Source organism: Botrimarina mediterranea (assembly GCF_007753265.1).
Classification (GTDB): Bacteria; Planctomycetota; Planctomycetia; order Pirellulales; family Lacipirellulaceae; genus Botrimarina; species Botrimarina mediterranea.
The window spans coordinates 622,847-642,705 of the sequence record NZ_CP036349.1 but is presented as its reverse complement, the minus strand read 5'-3'; the positions used below and the strand labels follow the sequence as shown (position 1 = coordinate 642,705).

21 protein-coding genes are annotated in these 19,859 nt (G+C 65.4%); 9 read left to right on the top strand and 12 right to left on the bottom strand.

The genetic code is table 11. The features are described 5' to 3' along the window. Positions 1-11: 11 nt before the first annotated feature. The 4 genes from Spa11_RS02555 to Spa11_RS02540 all read right to left on the bottom strand — a co-directional run bounded on the left by Spa11_RS02555 (position 12) and on the right by Spa11_RS02540 (position 2,483). Positions 12-446 (bottom strand): TA system VapC family ribonuclease toxin, encoded by a 435-nt coding sequence (locus Spa11_RS02555; RefSeq protein ID WP_145106890.1) that lies wholly within the window; start codon positions 444-446, stop codon positions 12-14. After that, the gene (locus tag Spa11_RS02550) at positions 443-694 is read right to left on the bottom strand and encodes a hypothetical protein (protein WP_145106883.1); all 252 of its coding nucleotides are present in this window, start codon (positions 692-694) and stop codon (positions 443-445) included. Before Spa11_RS02550 ends, Spa11_RS02555 begins: the two co-directional genes overlap by 4 nt. 53 nt (positions 695-747) lie before the next feature. After that, positions 748-1,902 carry a ribosome small subunit-dependent GTPase A gene (rsgA, locus tag Spa11_RS02545; protein WP_145106879.1) on the bottom strand — a complete coding sequence of 385 codons (1,155 nt, stop codon included), beginning with the start codon at positions 1,900-1,902 and terminating at the stop codon, positions 748-750. Between the two features lie 113 nt (positions 1,903-2,015). Further along, positions 2,016-2,483: an FHA domain-containing protein gene (locus Spa11_RS02540; RefSeq protein WP_145106874.1), complete on the bottom strand. Its 468-nt coding sequence runs from the start codon at positions 2,481-2,483 to the stop codon at positions 2,016-2,018. Between the two features lie 389 nt (positions 2,484-2,872). Here Spa11_RS02540 and Spa11_RS02535 point away from each other — a divergent pair, with 389 nt between their 5' ends. The 7 genes from Spa11_RS02535 (at position 2,873) to Spa11_RS02505 (ending at position 10,545) form a co-directional block, all read left to right on the top strand. Continuing rightward, on the top strand, positions 2,873-4,141 hold the full coding sequence (locus Spa11_RS02535) for a M16 family metallopeptidase (protein ID WP_231933124.1): 1,269 nt from the start codon (positions 2,873-2,875) through the stop codon (positions 4,139-4,141). A gap of 205 nt (positions 4,142-4,346) precedes the next feature. Beyond that, complete coding sequence (locus tag Spa11_RS02530) at positions 4,347-5,579, top strand: M16 family metallopeptidase (protein WP_145106871.1); 1,233 nt, start codon at positions 4,347-4,349, stop codon at positions 5,577-5,579. A 238-nt stretch (positions 5,580-5,817) separates the two neighbouring features. Beyond that, positions 5,818-6,312 carry a CbiX/SirB N-terminal domain-containing protein gene (locus Spa11_RS02525; RefSeq protein WP_145106864.1) on the top strand — a complete coding sequence of 165 codons (495 nt, stop codon included), beginning with the start codon at positions 5,818-5,820 and terminating at the stop codon, positions 6,310-6,312. Between the two features lie 143 nt (positions 6,313-6,455). Next, the gene (locus tag Spa11_RS02520; RefSeq protein ID WP_197529682.1) at positions 6,456-7,523 is read left to right on the top strand and encodes a hypothetical protein; all 1,068 of its coding nucleotides are present in this window, start codon (positions 6,456-6,458) and stop codon (positions 7,521-7,523) included. A 514-nt stretch (positions 7,524-8,037) separates the two neighbouring features. Further along, on the top strand, positions 8,038-8,682 hold the full coding sequence (locus Spa11_RS02515; RefSeq protein WP_145106861.1) for a hypothetical protein: 645 nt from the start codon (positions 8,038-8,040) through the stop codon (positions 8,680-8,682). 213 nt (positions 8,683-8,895) lie between these two features. Then, positions 8,896-9,834, top strand: coding sequence for a cysteine synthase A (gene cysK / locus Spa11_RS02510; RefSeq protein WP_145106854.1), 939 nt, complete (start codon positions 8,896-8,898; stop codon positions 9,832-9,834). A gap of 237 nt (positions 9,835-10,071) precedes the next feature. Continuing rightward, on the top strand, positions 10,072-10,545 hold the full coding sequence (locus tag Spa11_RS02505) for a YhcH/YjgK/YiaL family protein (RefSeq protein ID WP_145106844.1): 474 nt from the start codon (positions 10,072-10,074) through the stop codon (positions 10,543-10,545). Positions 10,546-10,648: 103 nt separating this feature from the next. On the opposite strand, the gene Spa11_RS02500 is transcribed toward Spa11_RS02505, so the two are convergent. From Spa11_RS02500 to Spa11_RS02480, 6 genes are all read right to left on the bottom strand, one after another. Next, positions 10,649-12,949 carry an NEW3 domain-containing protein gene (locus Spa11_RS02500; protein ID WP_145106831.1) on the bottom strand — a complete coding sequence of 767 codons (2,301 nt, stop codon included), beginning with the start codon at positions 12,947-12,949 and terminating at the stop codon, positions 10,649-10,651. Positions 12,950-13,202: 253 nt separating this feature from the next. Continuing rightward, the gene (locus Spa11_RS02495; protein ID WP_145106820.1) at positions 13,203-14,303 is read right to left on the bottom strand and encodes a prenyltransferase/squalene oxidase repeat-containing protein; all 1,101 of its coding nucleotides are present in this window, start codon (positions 14,301-14,303) and stop codon (positions 13,203-13,205) included. 177 nt (positions 14,304-14,480) lie between these two features. Further along, a complete protein-coding gene (locus Spa11_RS22710; RefSeq protein ID WP_197529681.1) occupies positions 14,481-14,618 on the bottom strand; it encodes a hypothetical protein in 138 nt (45 codons plus the stop codon). Further along, positions 14,615-15,109 carry a Minf_1886 family protein gene (locus Spa11_RS02490; RefSeq protein WP_231933122.1) on the bottom strand — a complete coding sequence of 165 codons (495 nt, stop codon included), beginning with the start codon at positions 15,107-15,109 and terminating at the stop codon, positions 14,615-14,617. The genes Spa11_RS22710 and Spa11_RS02490 overlap by 4 nt, the downstream gene beginning before the upstream one ends. Before the next feature lie 95 nt (positions 15,110-15,204). Further along, positions 15,205-16,263: a PSP1 domain-containing protein gene (locus Spa11_RS02485; protein ID WP_145106810.1), complete on the bottom strand. Its 1,059-nt coding sequence runs from the start codon at positions 16,261-16,263 to the stop codon at positions 15,205-15,207. Positions 16,264-16,321: 58 nt separating this feature from the next. Beyond that, entirely contained in the window at positions 16,322-17,059 is a 738-nt protein-coding gene (locus Spa11_RS02480) for a response regulator transcription factor (RefSeq protein ID WP_145106801.1), read from the bottom strand. Between the two features lie 315 nt (positions 17,060-17,374). Between Spa11_RS02480 and Spa11_RS02475 the strand changes: the two genes are divergently transcribed. Further along, a complete protein-coding gene (locus Spa11_RS02475; RefSeq protein ID WP_145106795.1) occupies positions 17,375-17,734 on the top strand; it encodes a 4a-hydroxytetrahydrobiopterin dehydratase in 360 nt (119 codons plus the stop codon). Between the two features lie 346 nt (positions 17,735-18,080). Here Spa11_RS02475 and Spa11_RS02470 read toward each other — a convergent pair whose 3' ends face one another. Further along, positions 18,081-18,329, bottom strand: coding sequence for a hypothetical protein (locus Spa11_RS02470; RefSeq protein ID WP_145106787.1), 249 nt, complete (start codon positions 18,327-18,329; stop codon positions 18,081-18,083). A 67-nt stretch (positions 18,330-18,396) separates the two neighbouring features. Then, on the bottom strand, positions 18,397-18,672 hold the full coding sequence (locus Spa11_RS02465; RefSeq protein ID WP_145106776.1) for a BON domain-containing protein: 276 nt from the start codon (positions 18,670-18,672) through the stop codon (positions 18,397-18,399). Between the two features lie 145 nt (positions 18,673-18,817). On the opposite strand from Spa11_RS02465, the gene Spa11_RS02460 reads away from it, so the two are divergent. Further along, a complete protein-coding gene (locus Spa11_RS02460) occupies positions 18,818-19,840 on the top strand; it encodes a YhdH/YhfP family quinone oxidoreductase (RefSeq protein WP_145106767.1) in 1,023 nt (340 codons plus the stop codon). Positions 19,841-19,859: the final 19 nt, after the last annotated feature.

Genomic DNA, 19,859 nt, shown 5'->3' with positions numbered 1-19,859 from the left:
TATCGTCAGAATCACTCGCTGATCAATTCGATCACAGCTGAGAAATCGTCTCGCATCGCTGTAGCTATTCGCTTGTCGAATGTAGCGAGCTTCCCATGGTTGTGGTTAGCTAGTGCTGCGAGGTACATGTCGGTGATTTGCTGATGGCCACCAATCCCTAAGAGGAGTCGATCGTCCAAGTGGCGCACCGTAACGCTGTCCTCCCAGAAGGCATGCCCAGGTTCGCTGCAAAAGACGTTTAACTTGGCAACGGCATCGAGTATCGAAATCCTACCATTAGGATAAGCTCGATTCGTCACCACACGCACGAAGCCATTCTCAACGATGGGACAAGTTGCCCATCCAGCTTGGCCGACGCTTGCAAACCAGGAGTGTGCGGCCTCATGGTGGAGATGCTCGGAATCGAAAAGAGCGATCAGAACATTGACGTCGAGCAAGTAAGTCACACGCCGTCATCCCGCAGCGAGTTCACGATGTCGAGTGTGACCGCCATTCCGCCTCTTTTCGGGAATAGCGGCACGCCGTTGCGAATTGGAGCCTCCTTGTCGTCTGCCCGGTGATTGGGAGGTTGTTCCAAAACTTCCGGCTTCACGGTGACAGTCGTTCCCTCGGGAAGCGATACACCAGGCACAAACACAACCACGCCGTCGCGAACGACGCCCTGGTAAAGCGAATTGGTGAGTTTACTGTCCATGCCCAAATCATAGCATGGCGCCGTTGGGATGCGAATTATCCCCGCTGGGTGATTCACTCCCCCGACCTGATCTGCACATAGCTCTCGTAGCGTCGCGCGTCGATCCAGCCGTCGGCGACGGCGTATTTTACGGCGCAGTCGTCTTCGTGCGTGTGCGTGCAGTCGGGGAAGCGGCACTTTGAGACGTAAGGGCGGAGTTCGCGGAAGTAGCCCGCGACTTCTTCGGGGATCACGTCCCACAGCTCGAAGCTGCGGATGCCGGGCGTGTCGACGAGGAAGCCGCCGCCGAGGTCCTCGCCGAGCGGGTAGAGCACCGCGGTCGTTGTGGTGTGACGACCTTTTTCGCTCTCGCTGCTGACGGTCTGCACACGCAGCGCGAGGCCGGGCTGGATCGCGTTGAGGAGTGAGCTCTTGCCGACGCCGCTCTGGCCCGTGAACGCGGTCTCTTTGCCACGCAGGCGATCTCGCAGTCGGTCGAGGCCAAAGCCAGTGTCCGCCGACACGGGCAGCACCTCGTAGCCCAACTGCGACCAGACGCCGATGATCGGTACGAGGTCGGCGGGCTCGACGAGATCGACTTTGTTGAGGCAGACGATCGGCCGTAGGCCCGTCTTCTCCGCGGTGACGAGGTAGCGATCGACGAGGTTCGGCTTCAGCCGCGGCTCGGCAACCGACGCGACGACGACGATCAGGTCGATGTTCGTGGCGATCAGGTGCTGCCGATTGCGACTCGTGCGGCTGAGGACGCCGTGGCGCGGCTCGACGCGTTCGATGATGCCTTCTTGTGGCAGGCCCTCCTCGGGCGTCGGGCCTTCGGGCCGCACCCAGACGAGGTCGCCCGCGGCGACGACGTGTCGCAGGTTGGTGGCGAGCTGCTTCAGAAGCTGCCGCGTCGCGCAGGCGTAGAGACGACCGTTATCGCCGAGCACGCGACTCACGAGCCCCTGCACACGCAGCACCCGGCCGAGGACGCACGTCTCGCGATCGACCTCGGGGAGCACGATCTGTCCCGAGCTGTCCTCGGTCATCTCGGCGCCGGCGACGGTGCGGCGGCGGGTGAGCCGTCCCTTGCCGCTGACGCGATCACCGCGTTCCTGATGAGAGTCGGCGCCGTGGACCTCGAAGTGCCGCGTCAGGCCGCGCTCGCGCTTGGACGTGTCGTGGCCCTTACGAAAGGCAGCGCGGACGTTGCGGCGCTTCTTGCCCATAGAAATCAAAAAATGTGGGAGGCGTCTCCAGACGCCGATTACGCGCACCATACCCTATCGGCTGGCATACCGTAATCGGCGTCTGGAGACGCCTCCTACAAAGCCCGCTGGGCTTAAAGCTTGTCGCCGGGCAGTTTGATCTGGCCGGCGTTGTTGTTCGTCGGGTCGAACCGCTTGGTGCGGTCGCTGCCGCCGCGGATATCGGACTTCTGCAAGCCGGCCCGCGCCAGGAGCGACGTGCTCATGATCTCCTTGGTGCGGTTCTCGGTCGGCGGGGGACCGACGGCGCCAAGGTCCGCCGGCGAGTAATCGACGCGGTAGCTGTGCTTCGCGACCGAAAGCGTGTCGCCCGGGTCGAGCCGGCCTTCGGGGTTGCGAACGCCGTTGATCTTGACGCCGTTACGGCTCTGCAAGTCGCGGACGTAGAGATAGCCCCCCTCGATCCACAACTCGCAGTGGTGGGCCGAGACGTTAGCGAAACGCAGGACGATGTCGCAGCTCTCGCGGCGACCGACTAGCAGTTTCTTCTTGAGCAGCGGGATCGGGTCCCCGCCGCCGAGCGGCACGAGCTCGCCGTACATAGGTGGGTCTCAAGTGGGGGGCATCCGCGGGCCGTGGGAGCGCGGGCCGTGCGGGCGGGTGGATGGGAGCGCCTGATCATCCCCGGATAGGCCTTCATCCTGGACGGCAAAGTCGCCTCGGCCGTCGTCTTTCACCTTACGAACAGGGGGGGCAATCGTCAACGAAACGCCACAGCCCGGCGGCGTGCGGGCGTTGCCTTGGGGCCCTACGACCGGTACTGTCCCTAACTCCCCGAACTCCCCGCAGCCAACCGAGTTGGTGATTCGATACCAGTTGGGCAGCGGCGACCCCTCGGCGGTTCGCCGCAGGGCGGGTCGGTCGCCTATTTTCAGTAGAGACACCTCTTTCCGCCCGTCTCACCGCCATCCGTCCCCCAGGCCCCGCCCGCGTGCCCGTGACCACTTCCGCCGCTCCCGAAGCCCGTCAGGCGCGGGTCCACCGGCTCGCTAATGGCCTGACCCTCGTCGGCGAGCCCGCCGAAGGGTTCCAGTCGGCCGCCTTCTCGCTGATGGTCCCCGCCGGCTGCCGGCACGACCCCAAGAGCCAGCTCGGCCTGGCGAACCTGACCTGCGAGATGACCCTCCGCGGCGCCGGCGACCGCGACAGCCGAGCCCTGGTGAGCGACCTCGACGCCCTGGGGGTCGAACGCGGCGAGTCGGTCGGACTGTCGCATGCGTCGTTCTGGTCGAGCACGCTCAGCGAGAACCTCCCCGCGGCGATGGCGATCTACGCCGACGTCGTCCGCCGACCGCACCTCCCCGAGGACCAGTTCGAAGCGGGCCGACAAGTCTGCCTGCAAGAGCTGCGTGGCGTCGAAGACGAGCCCTCGCAGAAGCTGATGGAGGAACTCCGTCGTCGGCACTACGGCGACCCTTGCGGCCGCGCCGCCAGCGGCACGATCGAGTCGGTCGAGGCGCTGACGATCCGCGACGTCCGCCAGTTCCAGAACAAGCGGTACGCCCCCGACAGCGCAATCTTGGCAGTCGCCGGCGCGTTCGATTGGGACGCGATGGTCGATCACGTTGAAACGCTGTTTGGCGATTGGGTCAACAACGAATCGCCCGCCGAATTCACCGAGACGCCCGGCGCCGGCGATGGCCATGTCCAGTACGACTCGTCGCAGGCGCACATCGGGATCGCTTTCCCCTCGACGCCGTACAACCACGCCGACTACTTCCAGGCGTGGGGCGCGAGCGGCGTGCTCTCCAGCGGCATGAGCAGTCGGCTGTTCACCGAGGTTCGTGAGAAGCGCGGCCTCTGTTACACAGTCTATGCCTCGCTGCAAACGCAGCACGACCGGGCGGCCGTCTTCTGCTACGCCGGCACCACCGCCGAGCGCGCCCAAGAGACGCTCGACGTCACCTACGGCGAACTCGTGCGACTCGCCGAGGGCGTCACGGTCGAGGAGCTCTCGCGGCTCAAGGCCCGCATGAAGAGCGCCCTGATCATGCAGCAAGAATCAACGCACGCCCGCGCGGGCGTCCTGGCGCGCGACTGGCGCCACCTGGGCCGCATCCGCTCGCTGGCGGAAGTGAACGAGCTCGTCGACGCCGTCACCGCCGACACGATCAACGATTACCTGCGGCGTAACCCGCCGAGCGACTTCACGATCGTTACTCTCGGGCCTCAGCCGCTTTCAATGCCAAAGAAAAGTTAGCCGCAGATGAACACGGATGGACGGAAAGATAAGACAAGAACTGTTGTATCGAAGTCGAAAGTAGCCCCCGTTCTGTAGGAGGCGTCTCCGACGCCGATTACGCGCACCAAACCGAATACGGCCAAGAGACCGTAATCGGCGTCAGAGACGCCTCCTACAAAAGTCTTATCCGCGTTTATCTGTGTTCATCGGTGGTTCCAACCTTATGCAGTTCAATCGACATACTCTCCCGAACGGTCTCGAAGTCATCGCCGAGTGCGACCCGGCGGCGCTGTCGCTCGCCATGGGGTTCTTTGTGCAGACCGGCTCGCGCGACGAGGCGCCCCTCGAGGCGGGCGTCAGTCATTTCCTCGAGCACATGGTGTTCAAGGGGACCGCGCGGCGCACGGCCGAGGACGTGAACCGCGAGTTCGACGAGCTCGGCGCGCACTACAACGCGTTTACGAGCGAAGAGAGCACGGTCTACTACGCGTCGCTCCTGCCTGAGCACCAGGCGCCGGCGGTCGACCTGTTGGCCGACATTCTCCGCCCGAGCCTCCGCACGGAGGACTTCAACATGGAGAAGAAGGTCATCCTCGAAGAGATCGAGATGTACCTCGACCAGCCGCCCTACGGCATGGATGACTACATCAAGCGGCTCTGCTTCGGCGAGCACCCGATCGCCGGCAGTGTGCTCGGCACGGCCGAGTCGGTTAGCGCATTGACGCCCGAGGCGATGCGGTCGTACTTCGAGCGGCGTTACTCGCCCGGCAACGTCGTTTTGGCGGCGGCGGGCAAGGTGGATTTCGACGCGCTGGTGAAACAAGCCGAGGCGGCGTGCGGCGAGTGGAAGCCAGTCGAAACGTCGCGTCAGTTGCCGAAAGCAACGGTCGCGCCGAAGCGTGAAGCGATCGTGCAGTCATCGGCGATGCAACAGTACGCGCTGTTGCTTGGCGATGCGCCCGATGGCCGTTCGGCGGATCGCTACGCCGCGAAGCTGCTGGCGACGGTCCTCGGCGACGATTCGGGCAGCCGGCTTTACTGGCGGTTGATCGATCCGGGTCTGGCGGAGTCGGCGAGCCTAGGGCACTACGACTATCAAGGCATCGGCATGTTCTACACCTGGCTGTCGTGCGAGCCGGACGACTTTGAGGAGAACCTCGCCGCGGTCGAAGAGACGCTCGCCTCGATCCGCACGGAGCCGCCAACCGCCACGGAACTCGCGCACGCCAAGAGCAAGATCAAGTCACGCGTCGTGCTCGGCAGCGAGCGCCCGCGCAGCCGGCTGTTCAACGTCGGCGGCGGCTGGCAGATGCGCGGCGACTACCGCCCGCTCGAAGAAGACCTCGCCCGCCTCGACGCGGTGACGATCGACGACCTCGTCCGCGTCGCCGCCGAGCACCCGCTGGACCGCAACGCCGTCGTCACCGTCGGGCCCCGCGAAGGCTTGGTGCTTTGAGGACCGCGAATCTTCGCGGAGTTAAAAGCTTGAACCAAAAAGGGCATAAAGGACACAAGGAAAGGTTGGACCCTGCGATCGCTCTCGTAGGTGGCGCCGTACACCCTTCATCGCCATCGGTTTGAGATGAGCGTGGCGATGTGCCTTCGGCGCCATCTTACGATCAGCAAATTCTTCTTTGTGTCCTTTGTGCCCTTTGTGGTTCAGCCCTTTATCTGCGTTCATCTGCGGCTAAAAAATGCTGAGAGACCGGCTAAGCGACGGACTACGGCTCGACCCGGCGAAGGTCGGCGTTGTTGTTGTTGATCACGGTTCGCGGCGCACCGAGAGTAACGAGCTGCTGCACGATGTGGCGGCGTTGTTCGAGCGGGTGTCGCAGATGCCGATCGTTGAGCCGGCGCACATGGAGCTGGCGGAGCCGTCAATCGCCGCGGCGTTCGCACGGTGCGTCGAGCGCGGCGCCGAGACGGTCGTCGTCTTCCCTTACTTCTTGTCCCCGGGCCGACACTGGTCGCAGGACATCCCTCAGCTGGCGGCGGAAGCCGCCAGGAACCACCCGGGCGTCCGCTACCAAGTGACGTCGCCCCTCGGCCTGCAGGAGCTGATGGCGGAGGTGATGAGCCTGCGGATCGCCCAGTGCTTGCAACGCTCGCTGGGCGACGGCGAGGCTTGCGATCTCTGTCGGCCCACGGGAGGGTGCGTAATGCAAGAGGGCGGTGAGCCGTCAGCGTGAGCGCCCGGAGTGAGCCACGCGTGCGCATCGCTAACCGCACATTTGGCTCGACCCGCGAACTCAATCGGTCGATGCCTAGCAAAGCCGCGCGCCTGGATGCGTGGCCGCGCCCGCTCTGCTAGCACTCCAACGGAGGAGCAAGTATGCTCACCCGCCGCCTCGCTGTCGCCGCTTTCTGTTTCGTCCCAGCGCTGTCGCTCGCCGACAAGCCGTTCGTCCCCGGGACGGGCGATCACATCTACCAAGCGTTCGACGATTTCGAGGACGCCAACTGGTCGTACCGGCTCAACCTGCCCAAGAGCAGTTACGAGCAGGACGAGAACCAGCGCGCGCCCGGCGCGGTCTCGGCCAACAAGCTCTGGCATGAAGGCGCCAAGCGCGGCACGCCCGACGTGGTGAAGCGTGTCGCCACGCCGCCCGGCGGCATCCCCGGCAGCGAGGGCGCCCTGCTCTTTCAATCGAAGGACACCGGCATCCCCGGCCGCATCACCAACCAACAGCAGCAGGACGACCTGCTGATGAAGGTCGATCGGATGATCGGCCGCTCGATCCCTGTCACTTGGCAGCCGAGCTGCACGGTGCGCGTCTACCTGCCGCCGTTCGAGCAATGGGAGCAACGCAGCGGCGCCAGCTTCGGCATGCGCGCCGACTGCCGTGGCCGCATCCCCGAGGGAGAGACCGCCGCTTACTGGCCGGGCATGTTCATCCTGTTCCAGAAAGGCAACGCCCAGAACGGCGGCGCCGACCACGCCCAGATCACTGTCCGTTCCAACGGCAACGGCCAGGACATGCGGAGCACCAAGATCACCGAGCCCGGCTGGTGGACGCTCGGTATGTCGTTCACACCCGACGGGCAGATCCACTACTACGGCCACGCCGGCGTCGAGGACCTGACCGAAGAGGACTTCCTGGCGTCGAGCTTCCCGTACAACTACCGCTGCCTGGCGTTCGACAACTTCTTCTTCAACGTCGCCAACTGGGACAACGGCAAGTCGTGGAGCACCCCGTGGGTGATCGACGACCCCAAGGTCTTCGTGATCCCGCCCGCCGGCCAGTCGATCGCCAGCCTGCCGCGGAAGAAGGGACAGCGCGTCGAGACCTTCCCGATCACGCACATCCACGACGCCGACAAGCCGAAGTCGAAGAACCCGTTCAACTTCCTCTTCGGCGGGAGCCGCAACGCGGGTCGCTCGAGCCGCAGCCACCGCTGAGGCGGCTGGACGGCCATTCGTGGCGTGACGCAACTTACGCCCGTCGGTAATCGTGTCACGCCTCCCGGCTTCAACGCGATGAGGGACCAGGCCTGCTCAATGGCTTGAATTCGCGTCCCGCAGCGAGGCCGATACAAACGTCCACCGGCGGCGAGATCGTGCGTTAGGGAGCATCCTCGGCGATTTGGCGCGGGCCTGATGGGGTGTGCGAGAGTGAGCCGCCGGCGGGAGCTCAAGTCCAGTCCGAGGGTCCGCGTCCGAGGAGATCGGGTCAGAATAGAAGGCTTCGGCGCCCAAGGCTGAAGTCATCTTGATATCATCACCCGGCCATGGAAGTCATTGGGATATCTATTTCCCATTTCCATGAAGCAAGCGCCAACGGCTGCGAAAGACGTAAGTGAATAACTAGCAGCAACTTACAGGCATAGCACGGCTGCTTCGGCGCCGTCGTTGCTTCCCTCTGCGAGCAAGCCCCACACGGGGCGAATGCCACTCGCAAATGGGGGAAGCTACGATGTTCCGTACAACGCTCGCCGTCGCTGCCGTATCGCTGCTGACACTTCCCGCCGCCGCGAATCACAGCCACAAGCACGGCCCTGGCGGGGGCGGCCTTCACGGCTACGTGGACCAGGTCCGCTCGCAGATGGCCCTGGTGCAGGCCCAGACCGACGCGACGTTCGAGCGTAGCCGATTCAGCCGCCTGATCGCCGGCGATGTCTACCGCGACCTGGACGACCTGTGCCGCGAACTGGATCGGCTCGAGGAGATCACCGCTCGGCCGATCGTGTCGCGGGGCGACTACCGCCGGCTGGAGCGGGCCGTTGAGCGGGTCGATGATCAAGCGCGCGACCTCGAAGAGGCCGTCCGCTCGGCCTTGGCCGACCCGCGGCGGTTCGGAGGCGGTCCGGGCTTCCTGCCGACCACCCGGCCAGTGTACTACCCCGGCATCACCACGCGTCCCATTAGCAGCGGCGGCCTTCGTGTCGTGATCGGCGGCGGCAAGGTCGGCGTCAGCATCGGCGCCACGCCCCACGTCGCGGCCCGGCCGGTCTCGGTCGGCCGTCACGGCCACCGCGACCGCAACGGCGACGCCCTCTGTGCGATGACCGACAACCTCCGCCTGATGACGCGGCAGCTGGTGGCGCTGGTGTCTCGCTGAACAGCCAGAGCCCTTCACGGCTCTCCGTTAGATATCACTACAACGTCGAGACAACGCCCCGCCGCTGGCTTTGGAGCCCGCGGCGGGGTTGTTCATTAGTGAGGGCCGCTGGACAATCGGCGGGATCGTGGTTCACACCGAGGGCTAGCGCCCTCGGCTCAGACTGGTCCCGGGTTCCTACGCCTTCGTCCTTCCGCCTTCCCCCTTCTCGCCATGCCCCGCAATCGCACTTACGACAACGCCGCCATGGCGATCGGCGACACGCCGATGATCCGCATCAACCGTCTTGTGCCCGAGGGCCACGCGACGGTGTTCGCCAAGTGCGAGTTCTTCCAGCCGCTCAACAGCGTAAAGGACCGCATCGGCGCCGCGATGATCGAGGCGGGCGAGCGTGACGGCCATCTCAAAGAAGGGACGCACATCGTCGAGCCCACCAGCGGCAACACGGGCATCGCGTTGGCGTTTGTCTGCGCGGCGAAGGGTTACGCGCTGACGCTGACGATGCCCGAGAGCATGTCGCTCGAACGCCGCACGCTGCTGAAGGCGCTCGGCGCGCACCTCGTGCTGACGCCCGCCGCGGAGGGGATGAAGGGCGCCATCGCCAAGGCGAGCGAGATGGCCGCTCAACCCGGCTGGTGGATGCCGCAGCAATTCGAAAACCCCGCCAACCCGGCGATCCACGAGGCGACCACCGGCCCCGAGATCTGGGAAGACTCCGGCCATGACATCGACGTCATCGTCGCCGGCGTCGGCACGGGCGGAACGATCACCGGCGCTAGCCGCTTCCTCAAGAAGCAGAATGCCGAGTTCAAAGCGATCGCTGTCGAGCCGACCGACTCGCCGGTGATCTCGGGCGGCGCGCCCGGCCCGCACAAGATCCAGGGGATCGGCGCGGGCTTCATCCCTAAGAACCTCGACACGAGCCTCGTCGACGAGACCCTTACCGTCAGCAACGAAGAGGCGTTCCAATGGGCGCGTCGGCTGGCGAAAGAAGAAGGCATCATGGCCGGCATCTCGAGCGGCGCCAACATGTGCGCCGCCGCGAAGGTCGCCGCCCGCCCCGAGATGAAGGGCAAACGGATCGTGACGATCATGTGCTCGCTCGGCGAACGGTATCTGTCGACGCCGCTGTTCGAAGGCCTGGCGGGCTGACATTTATCCCCCTCCCTTTTAGGGAGGGGCTAGGGGAGGGTGAAATGCGTCCAATGGCGTGCGGCTAGGTTACCGATATCGCGTCGAAGTTCGTTCGCCAAATACGCGAAGACTTTACGGACAACGCAGACCCTCCCCTACCCCCTCCCTGAAAGGGAGGGGAATACAATCGCGAGTCGCGTTCTTTCCGCTTCATTCCCACGACTCGCGTCGTGGGCTCTCCATCTGCTCGATCGCATGATCCTCACTCGACTCGACGACCTCGCGCGCTACGCGTGTCTCGGCAAGAACTTCGCCGACGCGATTGAGTGGGCGCGAAGCGTCGATTGGGAAACGATCGCCGAAGGTCGGCACGCCATTGATGGCGATCGACTGTTCGTGATCTGCGAGCGAGTCGCCCCCCAACCCTTCGGGCCCGCAACGGTGTGGGAGGCGCACAACCGTTACGCCGACATCCAGCTCCTACTGGAAGGCGCCGAGCGGATGGGCTGGGCAGCTCGCACCGACGACCTGCCGGTCCGCACCCCCTACGACGCGGCGGGGGATAAAGTCTTCTTCGACCCGCTGGGCGTGAACGGCGAGTGGCTCGAATTCCGCCCCGGCCAGGCGATGGTCTTCTTCCCCGAAGACACGCACGCGCCGTGCGTCGCGCCAACGAACACCGCCGGCTCGACATCGAAGCGCGCCGTCATCAAGGTGCGGCTGGACTGAATCCAGGCGAGCCGGGGGCGTCAGCGACCAGAGAGAAGCAAGCACCGGCGTCCTCCGGTCGCTAACGCTCCCGGCTCGTCAGCACTCAATCCGCTATCGCGTCTCACTCGTCCGCGAAGACGCGGGTGCTCTCTTCGCGCCGGATCGGGCCCGAGAGGTCGTCGGACTCAACGAGCACGGTGACGCGTTGGTCGCCCGCTTCGGCGCCGGTGACGCGGACGCGGAACGCGGCCTTTTGGCCCGGTTCGAGTCGCGGCAACGCGGCGAACTCGGCGCGGCCGGCGTCGATGCGGTTGGCGGCGTCCCCTTGGGCGGCGACGACCCGCAGGCCGGTCGGCGCCTCGACGCGGACCTTCACGTTCGTGGCGGCTTTGGTGCCCTCGTTAAGGACCCGGATTTCGTACGTTGTCTCGGCGCCGATCTCGATGGGGTCGGCCATGTCGCGGACCTCAAAGGCCAGCGACGCGACGCCTTCGACACGGACGACGTGCGACTTCTCCGCCTCGAGCCCGTCGCGGGCTTCGCTCGCGACACTCAAAGTGTGCTCACCCGCCGCGACGGGCATGGCGACGACCTCGACCTCGCCACGCTGGCCTTCGGGCAGTTCGGCGAGGCTCCAGTAAACGCTGTGGGAGGTGGCGTCGTACTCGCCGAGGTTGTTCGCGCGGACGAACTCCATGCCGCGCGGCAGATGGGTGACGAGTCGCACGTCCTTGGCCGGCGCCGTGCCGGGGTTATCGACGCTGATGGTGTAGCTCGCCGGGCGTTCGAGGTAGCGACGCGACGGGCCATCGATCGATACGGCGAGCGACGGGGCGACCACGTCAAACTCGACCGACCCGTTGGCGCGGAGATCGCCGTCCGCGACCGCGGAGATGGCGTTGACGACGTGGCCCGCTTGGGCGGCGGCCATGTTCAGTTCGATGCGGCGAGTCTCGCCCGGCTGGAGGTCGCCGACCTCATACTCGAGCGCCGGTCCGGCGGCGTGACGCAGTTGCGGCGGCACGTCTTCGACGAGCATCACGCCCGTCGCGGCGCCGGTCCCGGGGTTGTGCAGTTCGATCGTAATGATCTGCTCTTCGCCGAGCAGCACCCGGTTGGCGGCGGCGACGCGGATCGCCAGCTGCGGACGGGTCACCTTCGTCTGGGCGCTGGCCGACGCGTCCATCGTCACCGTGGCGACGCTGCCAAGCGGTCCTTCGCGGAGCGGTTCGAATTGCATCTCGACGATGCGCTCTTCACCCGCGGCGAGCGTGCCGAGACGCCAGACGATCTTGCCGTCTTGCGGGGTGGCGGTGGGGTTGGTCTTGAGCAGGCGCGTCCCCGCCGGGGTTTGGTCGGTGAGGACGACGTTCTCCGCGGCGGCAGATCCCGTGTTGCGCACCTTGATCGCGAAGCGACAGGGTTTGCCGATCTGCGCCTCGCGCGGCCCGCGCTTTTCGACAACAAGCGACGCCTCCTGCGGGCCTTCGAGCTCGGCCGGCCCCGGCTGCCCGACGCCTTCGGCGGCCGGCATCGACGTCCCGCCAAACTCGCCGTCAAACCGCTTCGGCTCGTCGTAAGCGCTCGATGACGCAACGCGCGCCGCCGGCGGGCTTCCTTGTTGATAAACGTCGGAGCCGTCGGCGCTAGCCCTCGGAGCCGCAGCGCTATCCGCGTCATCGCGGCGATTCATCGGCGCCCGTTCGACCGGCGCCCGTTCGACTGGCGTCAGCTCCTGCATCGCTTCGGGGGCGATCGCAATCGCCTCGGGCTCGGCCTGCGGAGTCGGCTCTGGCGATACCGGCGTCGCGCCAATCTCGATGCGGTTGGGAGCGGCCGCCGCGGCTGGCGGAGGGACAGGCTCGGATGACTCGTGCTCGGTGGGGCTGTGCTCCGCGGGCCTGGCGACGGGCGTCGCAGCGACCGGCAGCGGCGCCGCACTACTCGAGAATGCGGCAAACGGGTCGTCGTTCTTTCGTTCGCTCGGCAGGTCACTCGTCGCGCCGACGCGGATCACTTGCTCGCCCGAGACGTTGCCGCCGCGAAGCGGATTGGTTTCGGAGAGTCGCTTCGCCCGCGAATCGCCCGCTTCACGCATGGCATTCGGGGCGGCCGTGTTCTGAGGGGCAGTGTTCTCTGGGGCCCTATTCAGCACGGCCGTCGTTGCCGGAGCGCCGTAACGGTCGCCGGCGGGTGCGGGCTTCGCCATGAACGAGGCGTCGAACGGCGCCGGCGTTTTCCTGCCCTCCGCCGCGGGCTTCGTCGATGCGAACTTCTGATTGGCCCAGTCGGCGACCGAGGCCTGAGAAGACGCCGACGAGGCGGCCCAGGGCGCCGGCGGCTTTTCTTCGGCGAAGGAAGTCAACGGCGCAGCGGCTGCCGCGAAGGCGACAAAGCGAACAATCAAGCGTTGGCGATCCATCGACGACGCTCACGCAGAGGTTACCGAAAGGGAGCGGAACGCCGCGACGCCCGGCGGGCGCAGCGGTTCCGCGGCGGTAACTAGCAGAAGGGCGGGAGCGTGCAAAGGTCACCGTAGGGTCCGCTGTGCGGACCGTGGATTCGATTTGCCGTCTTGCGCAGCGGTCACGTTACGCGATCGCGTCAGCAACGTTATTTTGTACCCGCGGTCTTACCTGGGTGCATTCCGCTAACTACGGTCCGCACAGCGGACCCTACTTGCAGTACGACAGGGCTAGCAGCACATACGCGGTCGACAGATTGGGGTCTGCTTCGAGCCAGCGTTCGTTCGTGTTGACCCAGGCGCCGGTGGGTTGCTGGTCTTCTGCTAGCTTGGCGACGAGTTCCGCGCGCCAGTCGTGCTCGGCGCCGTCGGCGTCGGTGAACGTGTCCTGGCCCGTGGCGTCGAGGGCCTTCGCGAAGGTGTGGTAGTAGTAATACAGGCCCGAGGTCCCCATGCCGGGATTCTCAACAAGGGTGTAGTGCTTCCGCAGCCAGCTCATGGCGGCCTTCACGCGCGGATCGTCGGCGTCGACGCCGGCGTAGATCATGCTCTTGAGGCCCGCGTAGGTCATCGAGCCGTAGCTGCGCAGGCCGCCGCTATCATCCTGGCCCGCCTGGCTCGTGCCGCCGGCGGCGGGCGTGTAGTAGAAGCCGCCGTCGTTCACCTTCGCGGCGAACTCCGTCGTGTTGTACTCCGACTCGAGGTTCTGCGTGCGGCTCACAAAGATCAGCGCCTTCTGCACGGCGGGGTCGTCGCCGTCGCGGCCGAGGGCGTGGAGCGTGTCGAGCAGGAACGACGTGTTCGACAAGTCGGGCCGGCTGTGGCTGCCGTAGCCCGCGCCGCCGTAGCTTGTGCTTTCTAGGCCGTGGCCTTCTTCGTCGTCCCACTGGATGCCTTTGAGATACTTCTCCGCCTTGTCGAGCAGCTCGGCATAGTCTTCCTTCGCGCCGGGGGCCGTGGCGGCCGCCTTGAGGCACTGCACAGCGATGCAGGTCTCGTAATTGCCGTGCTTCGAGCCGTCGGAGTAAATGCCGCCATCGGGCTTCGCGAAGCCCGCGACGTACTTCACGGCGTCGGCGACGAGCGGGTCGTTGACGCTGCGACCGTGCTTGAGGAGGCCGGTCGCGACGAGCCCCGTGATTGCGGGGCTGAGGTGCGGGCTGAACGCGCCTTGCTCGTCGCGGCTCGTCTCGAGGAACACGACGGCGCGATCGACCATCGCATCGACGCTCGGCGGGCTGTCTTGCGCGAACGAGGCTGAAACGAGCGTCAGCGTGAGGGCGAGTGCGACAGCGGTGCGGAAGCGGTTCATCGAATCGCCTTTGTGCTCAAGAAGCGAAGAGGATGTTTCTAATACCAAGCGTGGCGAGCCCACGACGTTAGTCGTGGGTGTAACGCAGGCGCCCTCTACGCACCCACGACTAACGTCGTGGGCTCGCCGACACTCGTAGTGGGATGCGTTCTGTAGCGCTACGCACGTTGCGTACGTCTATCGAAGATACGCCATCCAAGCGAGCAGGGCGATCCAAAAAAGCAGCGCAGCGGCGGCGGTGGGGACCTGCCAGCCTAGTGACCGACGCTCGGGTGTCGGCAAATCGGGCGCGGTGTCGGTCGGCGCGACGCTCATTCGTCGTCGGCGCCCGCTTCATCGACACAGAAGACATTGTCTTCGTTGAACGCCTCGGCGAAGTCGAACACGTCCTCGAAGTCTTCGCGGCGGTCGGAGTCGGTCTTCCGCATCTGACCGATGTCGATCAGGTTGAAGACGATGTCGCCGAAGTCGCCCGTCTTGGTGACGCCCCAGTGGCTGAGCACGCTGCGGGCCAGGAAGCCGTACTGGTGGATCGCGTACTGCTGGATCGCCCGGCAGAGCTCCTGGCCGGTGACATGCCGCTCGTCGTCCGGATCGTCGTCCTCCAATTCGTCAAGCTCGTCTTCATCGAGCTCGGAATCGTCGTCGGGCTGGCCGAGGCCGAGTTCTTCCTGTCCGTAGCGCAGTGCGTCGAACACGAAGACGTAAGCGTCGAAATGGAATCGCTGGTCGCGACGAAGCAGCTCGGCGAGGGGGTGCTTCGGGTCGAGCATAACGGACACGTGACGCTCGGGGCTGAGAGGCATGGAGTGGGGCGTCGGGGCGGGAGGGGCTGGTCGGGCCGCCTCCCTCTGAGTGTATCCGCCCAACGCCGATCTGGGGACGACCCGTTAAGAATCTATCAAGGATTCTCGCCGCCGTCGTCGGTCGGGGGAGGGGGGTCGGCCTGCGCCGGGGGCTCTGACGGCGATGTTGAAGGGCCCTGTGGTGCGGGCTCGGTCGGGGCGGCTGGTCCGGCTTGTGTGGGCGGTTGTGAGGGGCGACCGCCGCGGGGGCCTCGATTGCCGCGGGATTCGCGGGACCGTCGCGGTGACGAACCGCCCTCCTCTTCCGTGGCGTCCTGCTGGCGCTCGTCACTGCCGCGGGAAGGCTTGCCGACGACCGTCAGCACGTCCGACGCCTGGATCACGACCCGACGGCGGTCCTCGGTCTCGACCAGCAGCTCGCCGGTCAGGATCTCTTGCGAGAGCACCTTCGCCTTGCCGTCGCGGGTGAGCACCTCGTAGCCGACCCGCGGCAGCTCGCGCTGCAGCTCTTGGTACGTGTCGTACTCGTAGCGCAGGCAACACTTGAGCCGCCCGCAACGGCCCGAAATCTTCGTGGGGTCGAGCGTCGCGCGCTGGAGCTTCGCCATCTTCATCGAGACGGGCGGCATCTCTGAGAGGTGCGTGTTGCAGCAGACGGGCTTGCCGCAGTCGCCGTAATCGGCCAGCAGCTTGGCCTCGTCGCGGACGCCGATCTGCCGCATCTCGACCCGTGTTTGCAGGTCGCGGGCGAGCAGCTTCACCAGTTCGCGGAAATCGACGCGTTGTTCGGAGAGGTAGTAAATGATCACCCGCTCGCCGCCGTAGAGACGTTCGACTTGCACCAGCTGCATGTCGAGGCCCAGCTCGGCGATGCGGCTGCGGCAGGTCTCGAACTCGCCAACCTCCTGCTGGTGCAAGCGCCGCATCTCGACGTGGTCGTCGGGCGACTCCACACGCAGGATCTGCCCCGTGTGCGGGTCGGGACCCATCTGCGACACCACGTGTTCGGTCGCTTCGCAGAGGACCTCACCGAGTTCCTGGCCGCGGCCGGTGCGGGCGATGACTTTCTGGCCGCGCGCGTAGGTATCGCGGGCCCGGCTGGAGAAGACCCCCAGGTGGCGCATCGAACCGTAGCGGACAACGTACTTGGGCATAGAGCCGGAGGAGCGACGGGCAGGCTTCGCGATCCGCCCGAAGGGGCGTCCCTCCAGCCTACCGGTCCGCGACCCCGCCGCCCAGGTGATCCAGGTCGCGGGCTGGGGGCGTTGGGCCCCCGTGATCGGCGTGCCCCGGTTCCGGGCGGCCCTGCTCCAAATGCCTCTGCTCCAGATGGCTCTGCTCCGGCAGGCAACGCTCGGCGTGCTCCGAAGGGCCGTGGTTCGTTGAACCGTTTTCCGTTGGGCCATGCAAGTCGGCTAGGCCGTGGCGGACCGCGATCCGCAGCAACTGGAGCGAAGTCGTCACCCCGAGCTTCCGCATCAGGCGGTACTTGTGGTTGCCGATTGTGCTGGGTGTGACGCCGAGGGTTTCGGCGCACTGGTTGACGGTTTTTCCCAACCCGACGAGTCGCAGCACTTCGAGCTCACGGCGTGTCAACGCGGATAAGGCTCCACCGCCGCTGCGGGTAACTTCCTCGTGACCGGCCACCTTCCGCAACGCCTGCGTCAATGCCGACCAATTCACGGTCCGTGCGATCGCCGGGCAGCACTCGCAGGGGCGAGTGGAAGTAGGCGACGCCACCAAGACGACGGTCTCGATCTCCGGAGTGCTGAGGTCCATGCGGCAGCGGCTGGCCAGCCGCACGTCGGGAACATTGGCGCCCACCGGGCCCTGCACCGCGTCGAAGCCGGGTTCGAGGCTGATGCGTGCGAGGTACGCGTCGCGGTCGAGCGCGTGGTCGAGACACACCTGAACTCGTAGCGGTCGTGACGAAGCAGAGAAGTCGGCCATCGATCATCCTCGTGACAACAGAGCATTGCAGCGACGGAATCATGGCCCGAATTGCATCCGACGCAACCTCGGTTGAAACATTTGACCAATCGCAGAAGAAAACTAGGTTGAAACCTCTAAGTGCTATTCACGCCGCGGTTTAAGCAGGGCAATTGGTTTCGGTTACGGCGACGGCAGCGACACACAGTTGGCACTGCGATGGGCGCAAATTCGCCGAAAAAATAACCGTCGGCGATACGATTCCGTCCCGTTGCCTTTCGCGGCGATCGCGAGAGGATGAAGAGGTAACTGTTCCTATCCCCCGGAGTCCGCAGCATGGCCACCCACACGCCCGACGAGCTCGTGAAGAAGAAGTGCCTCCCTTGCGAGGGCGGCGTCGAGCCCTGCACGCTCGACGAGTCGCAGGATCAGCTGGCCCAGCTCGACGGCTGGCGGCTCACGAACGACGGCAAGCGCATCCGCAAGGACTGGCGCGTGAAGAACTTCCTGGCAGGTATGGCGTTCTTCAACCGCTGCGCGGAGGTCGCCGAGGCCGACGGGCACCACCCCGACCTGCACCTCGAGGGCTATCGCAACGTCTCGGTCGAGCTCTGGACGCACGCCATCGGCGGGCTCTCGGAGAACGACTTTATCCTCGCCGCGAAGATCGATCGCTTGCCGATTGAGTTGCAGTAGTGGGAGGGGCGTTGAGGGGTTAACAGGCTGGGGAGGCGCTTGCGCTTTCATTTTGCGCGGCTGCTCTATTGCGGTCGCGAAAGCCGGTGGCTTTCTCGTTCGGTTATGGCCGCGCGGTCAAAAAAATTACGGGGGTTGTGAACCGGGTTGCGGTGGTCTTGTGGGTTGGGGCGAGCCGGTAGCGTGAGCGACGGAGTTCTTTGAGGAGGGCGCGCGGACGGTCGGGGTGGCTGCTTGGTGTCGGTGCCTGCGTCGGATTGGCGCTTTCGTCGCGCTATTGATCTGCCTGACGGCTCCGACGGCGCAGGGTGTCGCGCTGACGTCGCATGACGGCGATATTCGCCACTTACCGATCGCTTGCTTGAACAATGGATCCGCCGGCAATCACGACTGCGCGACTGTTCGCCGCGGGGTCGACAACCGCGGCGTGGCCTTCAAGCTGACCGACGCTGAAGTCGCAAACGCCCTGAAAGCCGGACAGTGTGACGACGCCGATGATGAATTGGGCGGTTACCGACAGAGCTACGCCGCGAGGCTTATGTCCGATGACACCGCAAACCAGCCGCTTAATCTGCGGTATTGGGGCGCAACTCATAGCGCACTCCGGTCGCTGACGCTTCCGGCTCGCTATCTTGACGTATCGGCGCTAGGCGTCGAAGACGCTACTCGTCCGCGGCGCTGCTGACGCCGTAGGCGTTCACCACTTCGAGGCGGTTGATGACGCGTTCGACGCCCTCAACGGATTGAAGCAGGCTCTGGGCCGCTTGCTTGAGATAGAAGCTCGGCACTTTGCCTTCGAGGCAGAGAGTCCCTTCTTCAACGTGGCACTCGACGTGCCTGAGGAACAAGTGCGAGCTCTGACCGAGCCGCCCCACCGCCTCACGAACAACATGATCTTCGCGTCCTGCCACCATTTCTCGCACTCCGTAGACAAGCATCGCGGGGGAGAAGAGGCCCTCCGCAATCGGTTAAAATGACGCATCGACCACAGGGTCGTAAAGGTTGAATTTACGAAAACGATGAAGCGCCCGGCGATAGCCTTGATAGCGACTGACCGCTGGCCTCTGACTCCAACTGCATGAAATGATTCCAACGAACGACTCCTTCGCCGCGTGGGTCGTGCGTGAAGACGCGCAAGGGAAAGCGGAAGGGAAATCCGAGTTTTTGTCGGCGGAGGATCTGCCCGCCGTCGATGGCCCCGCCGTGCATATTGCGGTTGAGTACTCGTCGCTCAATTACAAAGACGCCCTAGCTTGCCGAGGTCACCGCGGTGTCGTCGGCCAGTTGCCGCACGTGCCGGGCATCGACTGCGCTGGAACCGTCGTGCAGAGCGACTCCCCCGAACTTAGGCCCGGCGACGCGGTGCTTGTCACGGGCTACGACCTCGGCGCCGCGCGGTGGGGAGGGTACTCGGGACTCGTGCGGGCGCCGGTCAAATGGCCTGTGAAGCTACCGCCGGGGTTCACGCCGCGAGACGCCATGCTGTTTGGCACGGCCGGTTTTACCGCGGCGCAGTGTGTCATGGCGATCGAGGAACGCGTCGCGCCCGACGCGGGTGACGTCGTCGTCACCGGAGCGACCGGCGGCGTGGGCGTCTTTGCCGTTGCGCTCTTGGCAAAACTGGGGTACCGCGTCACGGCCATCACGGGAAAGCCTCAGCATGAAGGGCTGTTGCGGAAATTGGGAGCAGCGGAGGTGCTTGGGCGCGACGCCGTCACGGATGATTCGGACAAGCCGATGCTCACCGAGCGCTGGGCCGCGGCGGTCGATACGGTCGGCGGGGCGCCCTTGGCGATGATCGTCCGCTCCTTGCGTTACCGCGGCGTCGTGGCGGCGTGTGGACTGGTCGCGGGGACGGAACTACCGCTAAGCGTGTACCCGTTCCTGCTCCGGGGGGTGACGCTGGCGGGGATCGATTCGGCGAAGTGTCCAAGGGAACCCCGCCTGGAAGTATGGAGGCGTCTGATGGGCCCGTGGCGTGTCGAGCTGCCCGAAGAGTTGGTGACGACCGTGACGCTCTCAGGACTTCCTGAAGCGGTCGAGCGAATCCTCCGCGGCGGCGTTGCTGGACGGACGCTGGTGCGGCCCGTGGGGGAAACTCTCTAGCGGCGGGCTGCCCCGGATG